This window comes from Gordonia insulae (assembly GCF_003855095.1).
Classification (GTDB): Bacteria; Actinomycetota; Actinomycetes; order Mycobacteriales; family Mycobacteriaceae; genus Gordonia; species Gordonia insulae.
In genome coordinates this window covers 1,377,508-1,389,762 of record NZ_CP033972.1, presented here as the reverse complement: position 1 = coordinate 1,389,762, position 12,255 = coordinate 1,377,508, and the positions used below count along the sequence as shown (strand labels likewise).

The window sequence follows — 12,255 nt, the reverse complement described above, 5'->3', positions numbered from 1 at the left end:
AGGCGGTTTGCCGGCCGTCGGGCAGGTCCCTTTTACCGGCTCAGTCGGCCGAGTGACGGAGGTAGCCGTACAGCGCCGCCCGGTACCCGCGTGTGTAGCTCGGCTCGTCGTCGTCTGCGGCCGGCGCGGCCGCCATCGTCGTCGACGCATGATGTCGTGCCCACGAACGGGGAAAGGTGTCGAGCCGGGAGTTGGCGTCGTCGAACCCCTTCTGGAACAGATCCGGATCGAGGTGCCCGTCGAGTTCCGGGTCGATGATCGGAAACGACGTGGGCAGCCGGGTCACGATGCCGTGGGCGGTCGTGATGTCCAGCTCTGGCGCGCCTGGGTCGAAGGTTGTCAACGGATCGAACGCCTTTCGGCGAGAGTGCGGTAGAGGGTGGCGCGGCTGACGCCGAGGGTGGCCGCGATCGTCGGCACGGGCTGGCCGTCGGCACGCAGGCGTTCGGCGACGGCGACCTGGTCGTCGTCGAGGGCCCGCGGCCGGCCGACGGAGGAGCCGGATGCGGCTCCGGGGCGCAGCCGTGCGGGCTCGCCGTCGAGTTCCGCCAGCGAGGCGAGGACCCCGACGATCATCGCTCCGGCGAGGTCATCGGTATCGAGACCCTCGCGGAGTGACCGGAGTCCGATCTGTCGATCGGCGAGGTCGCGTGCGCTCGCCAAGACCTCCCTGGTGGTGCGGCCGAGTCGATCGACCCCGATGACGACGGCGGTGTCCCCGGGACGCGCATAGTCGAGCAGGGCGGTCCAGCCCGGGCGTCGCTGCCCGGTCGAGACCGCGACGATCCCATCGCTGTAGATCCGCGTGGGCTCGATCCCGATCTCGGTGAGGGCATCGATCTGCGACTCCAGCGGGTGGGTGTCGGTGCCTGCGCGTGCGTAGCCCAGCAGCATCCCTACGGACCCGCCGGCGGTATCCGGCTTCATGTCCGGAACCCTATCTCAAAAGTGTTCCGAAACTCGTGCGACGCGACCGTTGAAAGTGAGACCCATGCGAGAGGCCCATGTCGAATATCGAGAACAGTCGGTCATATCGCAGATGATCTGTCTCGATATGAGCGTCGATTATGATTCGAGACCGACTTGGAAATATGAGACAGGACGTGCGGGGACGGTGACGAATCCGGGGCTGTCCGCGGTTGCGCAATTCCCCGTGGTTCGCCGGGTGGTGGCGTAGTGTCGGGATCACGCGCAATGATCGGCGAGCGACTCGAGACGGAGGCGTGCGCGATGGGCGAGGACTGGACGACGAGTGAACCGCTTGTCGATTTCGTCGATGAGCTCCTGCAGCGGCATTTCGGGCCGGAGTACAGCTCCGCGTCGACGATGGACCGCACGGATGTCGAACTGCTGCTGACCGACGACACGTGGCGGCGGGTGCAGGAGTCCCGCGCCGCCGCGATGGAATGGGGCAGAACCGAGATCGCCGGCGAGGTGGCGATCGCGGCGGACCGGCTGGTGATCACATCGCATGGTCTGGTGTACGCCGCCGGGATGAGCGCGCCGGGTGCGCACCGGCCGCTGTACTACGTCGCCACGCCGGTCGAGCTGTTCGAGTCGATCGCCGAGCGCGTCGATCCGGCATCGCTGCCCGACGGTGCGGCGGCAGCGGTCGACGACCGGTTCGGGCACGAACTCACCTATCCCTGGCCACTCGACACCGGCCTGCGGCACCTCCTGGACGCGCACCAGGCCTTGCACCTCGATCTGTCGGAGCACGCGAACTCTCGATGAGATGCCGGCGCCGGCGCGTCGGCGGTCCGACCGAGCGCTGTCGCGCGTCCCCGATCAGCGATTCGGCCCCGCCATCGGATCCGCCACTCCCGGCTCGACATCGAGCACATCACGGCGGAACAGCACCATGAAGACGAAGTAGAGCCCGCCCACGGCGATCAACCCGGCGACGATCACCAGCGGTACGCCCGTCCCCGCGGGAGCGAGCAGTACGGTCACCGCGCACACCGACCAGATCAGTGCCGACACCGCGACCGGCAGCTCGAAGCGGCCGAGGTCGAACGCACCCTTCTTGCGGTCCAGGCGTTTCCGGACGGCCAGATACAGGACGACGATCAGACCGTAGGTGATCGCGGGGAACAGCGTGCCCGACGTGATCAACTCGATCAGTGCGTCACCCGGCAGGGCGATCATCGTGACGACGCCGATCACCAGCGGCAGGATGGTGGCCGCGATCGGGGTCTGCGTGCGTCGGCTCACCCGCCGCATCACCCGATGCCCGGGGAAACGTCCATCGCGAGACATCGCGAAGACCGTCCGTGCACACGACGTCATGGTGACCATTCCGCCACCGAAGAACGCGATGGCGATGGCCACCAGCAGAATTCGTTCGGTGGGCGCACCGAGTTGATCGCGCATGATGACCGCGACGGGAGATCCGGCCTCGGTCACCTTCGCGATGTCGTCGATGGCGACGGTCAGCGCGATCAGAAACAGCATCCCCAGGATCCCGGCGGCGGCAACCGAACCCACGATCGCCCGCGGCACGCTCCGGTGGGGGTCCCGGGCCTCCTCGGCCATGTTCGCCGCCGAGTCGAAGCCGACGAGGGTGGCCAGGCCGACGATCATCACCGCCATCAACCCGCCGCCGAACGCGAAGTAGTTCGTCGATCCCTCTGCGACGCCGCGGGAGACGAGATTGTCCACCGAGCCGCGACCGGTCACTGCCGCGGCGACCAGCAATGCGACGACCAGAATCACGACGATGGCCAATTCGACGCCGACGGCGAGCGAGTTGAGCACGGCGACGAGTCGGGTCGAGGCGATCGCGAGGATGGCCTGGACCACCAGGATCACGACGGTGATGACCCGCGCGGTGCCTTCGTCGGGACTCATGCCGAACAGTGGCATGAGGCATTGGCTGGCCATCGCACTGTCGATCGCCAGTAGCCCGGTGATCAGATAGCAGAACGTGAGCCAGCCGAAACCCCAACCGATCCGGGGATTCGCGAGCCGTGATGCCCACTGGTACGACGAGCCGCTGAGCGGGATGCGCGCGGCGAACTGCGCGATGACCAGTGCGACGAGCAACTGGCCGGCGAGCGCGACCGGCCACGTCCAGATGCCGACCGGGCCGGAGTTCACGAGCAGGTCGTCGTAGGTCCCGAAGATGCCGACGGCGACGGAGATGAACGCGAACGAGACAGCGAAGACCTGAAACGATCCCATCGTTCGCTTGAGTTCGGATGAGTAGCCGTAGGTCGCGGACACCTCGTCGGCGTCGGTGACCGGCTTCACCGGGTCCGTCCGGCTCACGACAGTGCCCCGCGAACCAACTCGGCGGCACGGTCGGCGGTTGCCCGGAAGCGCGCTTCGCCCGCCGCGCGGGCGCCGGCCGGGTCGCCGGTCGCGGTGAGGTTCCGGGCCGCTGAATCGGCGGCATCCGTGGCACCCAGCAACAGCATCTCGGGGGCCTGGAACAGGATTGCCGACCCGGCGTCGATGGTGTCCAGCGCACGCTGTTGGGCGGGCGTGCGCACGACCGCGGTCGACGCGGGATCCGGTGTCAGCGGCCGATTCAGAGCGTCGAGGACCCGGGTGCGGCCGGTGGCGACCGCCTCGGTGATCCGGTCCCGGTGATCACCATCGTCTGAGCTTCTCGGTCCCGCTCGCAGCACCGACGCGATCTCGAGTCCTTCGACCACAGCGACGACAAGTGCATTCTGAGCCCGGGGCAACACCAGGCTCAGATCGTTGGAGATGATCCCAGTCATGGCTGCGTTCGCCGGTCGGGTCACCGAGAACGCGGCGGCGCCCGCCGACATCGGGACGGACCAGCCCCGCGCGCTCCGGTCGGCGTACACGCCGGGGGCGTGCCAGAGCGCGACGGGAACCTCGACCAGGCCCTGCGCGATGTACGGGCAGATCGCGTCGCAATTCTGGAACTGATTGCGGATGAACGCCCGCGGAATCGCGCCCACCGCAGGCACACTCGGTAGCGACGCCACGGCCGCCGGTGCCCGAATCGGCGCTCGCTCTGCGGCCGCGGTGATCGGTGCACCGATCACCGCGATCACTGCCGCGGCGCAACCGGCCACGCGCATGGGTGTACGCAGGCGACCCGGAACGTTCTCGATGGTGTTGACATCCTGAAGCTACGCCTGTCGACCACCGGTCGGAGATGTTCGACGAATCTGTCGCGGAACCGGCGGTGACCGCTGACATGCGGCGATACGATCCTGCGGAACACCCCCGGACCAGAAGGACTCACGCCATGGCACGGCCGAGCAGCGGTTCCCCCGATTCGACCCCACAGCGCGCGGAGACATCACTCGGACCGATCGAGTTCGTCGACCATGGCAGTGGGCCGCCCGTGCTCTTCATCCACGGTTCACCCGGTGGCTTCGATCAGGGCGCACTCATGACAGGCTTCCTCACCGACACCCATCGCGTTGTCGCCGTTTCACGCCCCGGCTACCTCAACACCCCGATCTCCGAAGCGAATCGGTCTCCCCAGAGCCAGGCCACCCAGTGCGCGGAACTCATGACGGCCCTCGGGATCGAGGAGTTCGCGGTCATGTGCTGGTCGGGTGGCGGCCCGACGGCCTACGCGTTGGCCGCCGCTCATCCGCGGCGGGTGAACGCGGTCGTCGCGATTGCCGCGGTGAGTACCGAGTTCGACCCCGCCGGATCGTTACGGGGACGGGTTGCGCTGGGGGAGGAGAAGATGTTGTTCAACCGGGTCGGGCGGTGGTTCGCGACCACGCTCGCCGATAAGGCGCCCGGTGCCGCGATATCCACCCTGCTCTCGGGTGAAGGCGACCTGACCCGAGCCCAGGCAAAGGAGTTGGCTGCCGGCATCATGGACGACGAGCAACAGCGGACCTTTGCCACCGCATTGTTCGACACGGTCAGCGGATCACGAAAGCCAGGTTTCGAGAACGACTTCGACCAGTTCGCCACACTGCGATCGCCGTTGGGTGAAGTGGTCGCGCCCGTGCTGCTGGTGCACGCCAAGACCGACGCCGACGTCCCGTACGACCAGACCTTGCACGCGTCGGGATCGTTGCCCGACGCGCGTCTGCTCGTCATCGAGGTCGGCACCCACCTGTCGGCATGGCTGGGACCCGACGCGGCCGAGATCCAGGCGGCGATCACCCGGCATCTGGCACCCGCCGCCCGTTAGGCGGCCTTCCTCGGTCTGCCGGGCCGGCACTGCAATTGGGGCCTCTCCGTGGGTGTTGCCTCAGCGGCCACCAGGGCTGACCAGCCCCTGGGCGGGCACCTCGTCATGCAGGCGCCGCGCGATCTCGTCGAGCATCTCGTCGACGTCGGCCTCGTCGCTGCCGGGATAGTCGGCGACGAAGGCGCGGAGACGTTCGCGCTGTGCCGCGAGGAGGCGATCGGCCTCAGCGGCGCCGGGCGGGGTGATGGAGACTTCGTCGCCGTCGATCGTGACCATCCCACGTTCGGCGAGTGCCGCCGCGGTCTGCTCGACGACCGGTTGCGGGGTCCCGGACACCGACGACATCGTCGCCAGGTCGCGCGTCGTCTCCTCCGCGACCCGGCTGACCATCCACGCCTCGCCGCGCGACAGCGGACTGCCCGCCGTCGCGACGACGATCTCCCAGATCCGCAGGCGATCCTCGCGGCCGAGCGTCCGCCACACCTGCAACCGGAGTTCCTCCAGAGATGTTCGGGCGGAGGGCATCCCGAACGACTCGCCCGGGTCGGGTGTGCGGGTGACCGTGCGCAGTTCGACCTCGGGCAGCAACCACGACAGCGCGAAGGCGAGGAATCCGATCGGCACGGCGACCAGGAACACGACCTGGAAGGCGTCGGTGAAGCCGTCGAGGAACCACGCCTGCACGGCCGGCGGGCAGGACGGCAGGCTCAACGTCGACGCCTCCAGCACCTCGGCCGAGCAGGGGCCCACCGCGGCGCGCGGTACGTCGCCGGTCAGGTGCGCATCGAGTTGGCTGTTGAACACGGCGCCGAACACGGCGACGCCCACCGACGCTCCGATGGTGCGGAAGAAGGTGGCGCCACTGGTGCCTGTACCGAGATCGCGATACTCGACGGCGTTCTGCACGGCGAGCACCAGCACCTGCATGACCATGCCGAGTCCGACACCGAGCACGAACAGGTAGACGCTGGTCAGGACGTCCGACGTGGTCCGGTCCATGGTGGACAACAGGTACAGGGCGACAGTGAAGACGGCGCAACCGACGATCGGGTAGATCTTGTAGCGCCCGTTGCGGCTGATGAGCTGACCACTGGCGATCGACGTGATCAGCAGGCCTGCCATCATCGGGATCATCCGCAGCCCGGACGAGGTCGCCGATGCGCCCTGCACCGATTGCAGGAACAGCGGCAGGAAGGTGATCGCGCCGAACATCGCGAAGCCGACGACGAACCCGATCGACGACGCGATGGCGAACACCCGGTTGGTGAGCAACCGGACCGGGAGAACTGGTTCGGGAGCACGTTTCTCGACGACGACGAATGCGGCGATCGCGATGATCGCGATGGCGACGAGACCCAGGATCTTTGGTGAACCCCAGCCCCACAGCGAGCCGAAACTCGTGGCGAGCACGATGCAGGTGGCGATCAGCGCGAGCAGGAAGATGCCGAGATAGTCGATCGTCGCCTTGACATGGGCCGAGGTCGACGGCAGGACCAGGATCACCGCGATCAGGGCGACGATGCCGATCGGGAGGTTGATGTAGAACACCCAGCGCCAGCTGAGATTGTCGACGAAGAATCCGCCGAGCAACGGCCCGGCGACGCTGGCCAGGCCGAAGACCGCGCCGAACATGCCCTGATACCGCCCGCGTTCGCGCGGTGGCACGACATCGCCGATGATGGCCTGCGCGAGCACCATCAGACCGCCCGCGCCGACGCCCTGCAGCGCGCGGTATGCGATCAACTGGGTCATCGACATCGCCGTGCCGCACAGGGCCGATCCGATCAGGAACAGCACCACGCAGCCGATGAAAAGGTATCGCCTGCCGTAGAGGTCGCCGAGTTTGCCCCACAACGGTGTGGTTGCAGTCGTCGCCAGCATGTAGGCGGTGACGACCCAGGTCAGATGCTCCGCGCCCCCGAGATCGTTGACGATGGTCGGCAGTGCGGTGGAGACGATCGTCTGGTCGAGCGCCGCCAACAGCATCGCCAGCATGAGGCCGCCGAAGATCGACCAGATCTTGCGTTGGTCGAGCTCGTCTGCCGGTGCGTCCGCGGGTCCTGCCGTCGGCGCCTGTCCTTCGGTCATCTGCAGTCCTGTGGTCGTCGGCTCGTTGACGTTCCCAGTGTCGCAAGCGGATGCGTTCGCATGTGGCGCTTTCCCGCCGCCGACGGCAGGGAAGAACTACCTGCTTGCCCAACCGGCTCGGGCCGGCGCTGGGCTGGAAGCCCCTCCTGACCACTCCGTTTGCCTTGGCGCGTCGCGCCCGGTTGACTGCAGCGGTGATCATCACCCGACTTCGGGGAGTTGTGGTGGCGGGTCTGCTGATCGGTCTGATCAGCGCCGCCGTCACGTCTGCCCCCGCATCCGCTGCCCCGTCGAACATGCCAGGTTCCACCGCAACCGGGCCGGACCGTTCCTGTGTGGTCGATCCGGGAGACCGCAGACTCACCGTCGACTCGCTGCAGCACCGATGCTCGAGCGAGCAGATCCTCGAACTGTTCGAGGCGGCTCCGGTGGGCAGTGCGCCGGTGGGCAAGAAGGCGATCGCATTGCTCCCGGCGTTCCAGGTCCGAGGTCGGTTGCTGCCGTACGACCAGGCCCGCACGTTCACCACGCTGCAGAACAAGCTCGGTGATTCCCTCACCTTCACCACCGCTCCGGGTGGAGCACCATGGGTGCACAAGAACTACGTCTGGGGCGCCGACGCCGGTGGTCCGCTGACCTCGGGCGGCTCGCGCATCGACGGGAAGCCGGTGTTCACCGCAGACTTCTCCAGGGACTTCGGTGGTGTGCCGATCAGCATCCACGAGTACCGGCAGCTGACCCCGACCGTGTGGATCGGCCGAGATATCGGCGGCGGCCGGTCGACGACACCCCCGCAGCCCACCGGCGGAGCGTTCGCACTGAGCTGAGCGGACTCTGCACGCCGAGCGGGTTCAGGCGAACGTCGCTCCCAGGTGCTTCGTGGCGGCGTCGGGATCATCGGACGGGCCCCGATAGCCGAGGTATCCGTCGGGCCGCACGACATAGACCGTGCCGCCCCGTGGGTGATAGGCCGCGGCGAAGAGCCCGTCGGCATCGCGGACGAGCGGCAGCACGGTGCTGCCGACCTGTGCCTCGGGGGACGCGACGAGGTAGACGTCGAGTTGCCCGTGTGCGGCGGCGGAGATGCGCTCGGCGAGGGCCTCGGCCGTGACAACGTCCGCGGGACCGGCAGATTCGTCGGCGTAGAGCAGGGCGGTGTGCCGACGCCGATCGAGCAGTGAGAAGAGACGGATCGGGAAGTTGATCACATCCCGCGAGAGACCGTAGGCGTCGGGGGCGCGCTCACCCGGCACCGGTCCGGGACCGTCGACGGTGGTGTCGACGATCGGGCTCCCCGCGTAGCTGATGAGCAACTGCGCCTCACGGCGCATGATGTGGCTCGGATCCGATGAGTCGGCCCCGATTCCCTCCCGCGCACTCTGGACCGTTCGCCCGACCACCTCCTCGCCGACGGGTCGGCGTTCGGCGTCGTAGCTGGCCAGCAGCGTGTCCGCCGCGACACCCTCGACCGCCAACGCGACCTTCCAGGCCAGGTTGTGCGCATCCTGGATGCCCGTGTTCATGCCCTGGGCCCCGGTCGGCGGGTGGATGTGCGCGGCATCCCCGGCGACGAAAACCCGTCCGCGCCCATACGAGTCGACGATCCGATGACTGATCCGGAACACCGACGACCAGCGCATGTCCGAGACGGTCGCGGGCTCGGGGGACAGCCGGTCGACCACCGCCTGGATGTGTGACAACTCCGGCGCGCGTGGTCCTTCGAAGCCGTGCGCGATGCCGTCGCCCGCGGTGGGCGGCGGGGCGGCGAGTTCGTCGGGCACGAGCATCGACATGCGATAGCGACCGTGGCCGGGCAGGGGGATACAGACGAGCAGGTCGTCGGTCGTGCCGTCGGTCTGATGCATCGACCGCACGCCGTATCCACGGGGCTGTGACCAGTCCACCGCGACGTCGCCGAGCATGTACTGCTCGTCGAATGCACCGCCCTCGAAGGTGAGGCCCAAGGTCTTTCGCACGATGCTGTGCGCGCCGTCGCAGCCGATCAGATATCCGGCATGCACGTCCTCCGTACCGTCTGAGCTCTCGAGGGTGATGGTGACCTGGTCGGCGTCCTGCTCGAAACCGGTCACCCGCACACCACGTTCGATCGTGGTCCCGAAGTCGGCGAGCCGTTCGCGGAGAACGCGTTCGGTCTCGTACTGCGGGATCGAATGGAACCGGAACGGGATGTCGGTGGGCAGTTCGAGATCGATGCGGCCGCTCTCGGCGCCGTTCACGAAGACGATCTGGCCGCGCATCTCGATCCCGGCGTCGAGGATCTCGCGCAGCACCCCCATCCCCTCGAACACCTCGAGCGTTCGGGGCTGGACGCCGACGGCCTTCGCGTATTGCGGCGGCTCGAGCAATGGATCGACGATCCGGACCGCCACTCCGCGGCGGCGGAGCTCGATCGCGGCCGTCAGGCCGATGGGTCCTGCACCGGCCACCAGCACGTCGACGTCAGTCATGGATCGAATCCTTTACTCGGAGGCATCACCGGCAGGACCGATTATCTCCGCAGAGTCGTGATGGCCACGGCCGAATGTCCGAATCCGATGGTGACGACAATGGGTCGGACCCTCCGGGTGAGGCAGATGTCGGCCGGCGTCCGAGGACTTCGGTAGGGTCCTGCGAGTGAATTCGAGCTCAGCTGTGAAGTCCGTGAACACACGCATCGCCGAGGAACTGTCGGTCGGGGAGGGGCAGGTCGCCGCGGCGGTCAGGCTGCTCGACGAGGGCTCGACGGTGCCGTTCATCGCCCGCTATCGCAAAGAGGTGACCGGGAGTCTCGACGACGCCCAGCTCCGCACGCTCGACGAGCGTCTCCGATATCTGCGCGAACTCGACGATCGGCGCGACGCGGTTCTGGCCTCGATCGAGGAACAGGGCAAGCTCACCGACGATCTGCGGGCGGCACTGCTGGCCGCCGAGACGAAGGCCAGGATCGAGGACATCTACCTGCCGTACAAGCCCAAGCGGCGGACGAAGGCGCAGATCGCGCGTGAGGCCGGGCTCGAGCCCCTCGCCGATCGGCTGCTCGACGATCCGTCCGTGGTACCCGATGACGTCGCGGCCGGATTCGTCGGCGAGAACGTCGCCGACGCCGCGGCGGCCCTCGACGGCGCGCGTCAGATCCTGGTGGAGCGGGCCGCCGAGGATGCCGAACTCGTCGGCGCGATCCGGGAGAGGTTCTGGGCGGGTGCCTCGATGCGGACCGCGCCCCGATCCGAGGCCGCGGCCGCCACCCCGGCGGCGCAGAAGTTCCGGGACTACTTCGAGTTCTCCGAGCCGGTGGAGTCGATGCCGTCGCATCGCGTGCTGGCGGTGCTGCGCGGTGAGAAGGAGGAGGCGCTGACGCTGACCCTCGACGGCGGCGAGGACGACGCCTATGAGGCGATGGTCGCCGCCACACTCGGCATCGACGGATCTCATCCCGGCCCGGCCACGCCGTGGCTGGTGGGTACCGCCCGCTGGGCGTGGCGCACCAAGTTGATGGTCTCGGCGTCCATCGAGGCGCGGGTTCGCCTGCGCCAGCGTGCCGAGGCCGATGCGGTCGCGGTGTTCGCCACCAACCTCAAGGATCTGCTGCTCGCCGCGCCGGCCGGCACCCGTGCCACTCTCGGCCTCGACCCCGGCTTCCGGACCGGTGTCAAGGTCGCCGTCGTCGACGGCACCGGCAAGGTGCTCGACACCTGCGCGATCTACCCCCACCAGCCCCAGAAGCAGTGGGATCAGGCCAAGGCGACCCTCGCCGCGCTCGTCGCGCGCCACGACGTCGAGCTCGTCGCGATCGGCAACGGCACCGCGTCTCGCGAAACGGATGCGCTGGCAACCGAACTCGTCAACGACATCCGTGCCGCGGGTGCCCGCGTGCCGGCCAAGGCGATCGTCAGCGAGGCGGGCGCGTCGGTGTACTCGGCGTCGGAGTATGCGTCCAAGGAGCTGCCCCAGCTCGATGTGTCGCTCCGCGGCGCGGTCTCCATCGCCCGGCGCCTGCAGGATCCGCTCGCCGAGTTGGTGAAGATCGACCCGAAGTCGATCGGTGTCGGCCAGTACCAGCACGACGTGACCCCGGGCACCCTCGCACGGAGTCTGGACGCCGTCGTGGAGGACGCGGTGAATGCGGTCGGGGTGGACCTGAACACCGCATCCGTGCCGCTGCTGTCCCGGGTGTCCGGCGTGACCCCGGCGCTGGCCTCGGCGATCGTCGCGCATCGTGACCAGGCCGGACCGTTCCGTAGCCGTAAGGGGTTGCTCGACGTCGCGCGCCTGGGGCCCAAGGCCTTCGAACAGTGTGCCGGGTTCCTGCGCATCCGCGACGGGGAGGACCCGCTGGACTCCTCCGGTGTGCACCCCGAGGCGTACCCGGTGGTCCGCCGTATCCTGGATCGCTCCGGGCTGGCGATCACCGAACTGATCGGCGACTCGCGCACCCTGCGTGGCCTGCGCCCGGCGGACTTCGCCGACGACCGTTTCGGTCTGCCGACCGTCACCGACATCTTCGCCGAGCTCGAGAAGCCGGGCCGCGATCCCCGACCGGCGTTCGCGACGGCGACCTTCGCCGCGGGCGTCGAGAAGGTCGCCGACCTCGAGCCCGGCATGGTGCTCGAGGGCGTGGTCACCAACGTCGCGGCGTTCGGCGCCTTCGTGGACGTCGGTGTGCATCAGGACGGACTCGTCCACGTGTCGGCGATGTCGGATCGCTTCGTCTCCGACCCGCACGAGGTGGTGCGGTCCGGACAGGTGGTCCGCGTCAAGGTCGTCGATGTGGACGTCGAACGCCAGCGGATCGGACTGACCCTGCGGCTCGACGACGAGACCCGAAGCGCCAAGCGGGGTCCGGGTAAGGACCGCGGCGAGACTCGCACGCCTGCCCGGGGGCCGAAGGGCGGCGACCGGAATGCCCGATCGCAGAACGGGCGACGGGACTCGGGGCGGACGCAGCGCGATCAACCGAGCGGGTCGATGGCACAGGCGTTGCGCGACGCAGGATTCGGTCGGTGATCGACGGCCGGCCTGCGGCTGCG

At 68.3% G+C, this 12,255-nt stretch carries 10 protein-coding genes; 4 read left to right on the top strand and 6 right to left on the bottom strand.

Annotated elements, in window-relative coordinates; all coding sequences use genetic code 11:
- Positions 1-40: 40 nt before the first annotated feature.
- A complete protein-coding gene (locus D7316_RS06345) occupies positions 41-343 on the bottom strand; it encodes a hypothetical protein (RefSeq protein ID WP_124707529.1) in 303 nt (100 codons plus the stop codon).
- On the bottom strand, positions 340-894 hold the full coding sequence (locus tag D7316_RS06340) for a recombinase family protein (RefSeq protein ID WP_124711160.1): 555 nt from the start codon (positions 892-894) through the stop codon (positions 340-342). The genes D7316_RS06345 and D7316_RS06340 overlap by 4 nt, the downstream gene beginning before the upstream one ends.
- A gap of 300 nt (positions 895-1,194) precedes the next feature.
- Here D7316_RS06340 and D7316_RS06335 point away from each other — a divergent pair, with 300 nt between their 5' ends.
- Positions 1,195-1,734 (top strand): glucose-6-phosphate dehydrogenase, encoded by a 540-nt coding sequence (locus D7316_RS06335; RefSeq protein ID WP_124707528.1) that lies wholly within the window; start codon positions 1,195-1,197, stop codon positions 1,732-1,734.
- A 54-nt stretch (positions 1,735-1,788) separates the two neighbouring features.
- Here the strand turns inward: D7316_RS06335 and D7316_RS06330 are convergent, their stop codons facing one another.
- Both D7316_RS06330 and D7316_RS06325 read right to left on the bottom strand, forming a co-directional pair.
- The gene (locus tag D7316_RS06330; RefSeq protein ID WP_408609985.1) at positions 1,789-3,270 is read right to left on the bottom strand and encodes an APC family permease; all 1,482 of its coding nucleotides are present in this window, start codon (positions 3,268-3,270) and stop codon (positions 1,789-1,791) included.
- The gene (locus D7316_RS06325) at positions 3,267-4,052 is read right to left on the bottom strand and encodes a hypothetical protein (protein WP_232016796.1); all 786 of its coding nucleotides are present in this window, start codon (positions 4,050-4,052) and stop codon (positions 3,267-3,269) included. Before D7316_RS06325 ends, D7316_RS06330 begins: the two co-directional genes overlap by 4 nt.
- Before the next feature lie 176 nt (positions 4,053-4,228).
- On the opposite strand from D7316_RS06325, the gene D7316_RS06320 reads away from it, so the two are divergent.
- On the top strand, positions 4,229-5,140 hold the full coding sequence (locus D7316_RS06320; protein ID WP_124707526.1) for an alpha/beta fold hydrolase: 912 nt from the start codon (positions 4,229-4,231) through the stop codon (positions 5,138-5,140).
- Between the two features lie 60 nt (positions 5,141-5,200).
- Here D7316_RS06320 and D7316_RS06315 read toward each other — a convergent pair whose 3' ends face one another.
- Positions 5,201-7,228: an MDR family MFS transporter gene (locus D7316_RS06315; protein ID WP_124707525.1), complete on the bottom strand. Its 2,028-nt coding sequence runs from the start codon at positions 7,226-7,228 to the stop codon at positions 5,201-5,203.
- A gap of 104 nt (positions 7,229-7,332) precedes the next feature.
- Between D7316_RS06315 and D7316_RS27385 the strand changes: the two genes are divergently transcribed.
- Positions 7,333-8,055, top strand: coding sequence for a hypothetical protein (locus D7316_RS27385; protein WP_232016795.1), 723 nt, complete (start codon positions 7,333-7,335; stop codon positions 8,053-8,055).
- 24 nt (positions 8,056-8,079) lie between these two features.
- On the opposite strand, the gene D7316_RS06305 is transcribed toward D7316_RS27385, so the two are convergent.
- The gene (locus D7316_RS06305) at positions 8,080-9,696 is read right to left on the bottom strand and encodes an FAD-dependent monooxygenase (RefSeq protein WP_124707524.1); all 1,617 of its coding nucleotides are present in this window, start codon (positions 9,694-9,696) and stop codon (positions 8,080-8,082) included.
- Between the two features lie 166 nt (positions 9,697-9,862).
- Between D7316_RS06305 and D7316_RS06300 the strand changes: the two genes are divergently transcribed.
- Positions 9,863-12,232 (top strand): Tex family protein, encoded by a 2,370-nt coding sequence (locus D7316_RS06300; RefSeq protein ID WP_124707523.1) that lies wholly within the window; start codon positions 9,863-9,865, stop codon positions 12,230-12,232.
- The last annotated feature ends 23 nt before the right edge of the window (positions 12,233-12,255 follow it).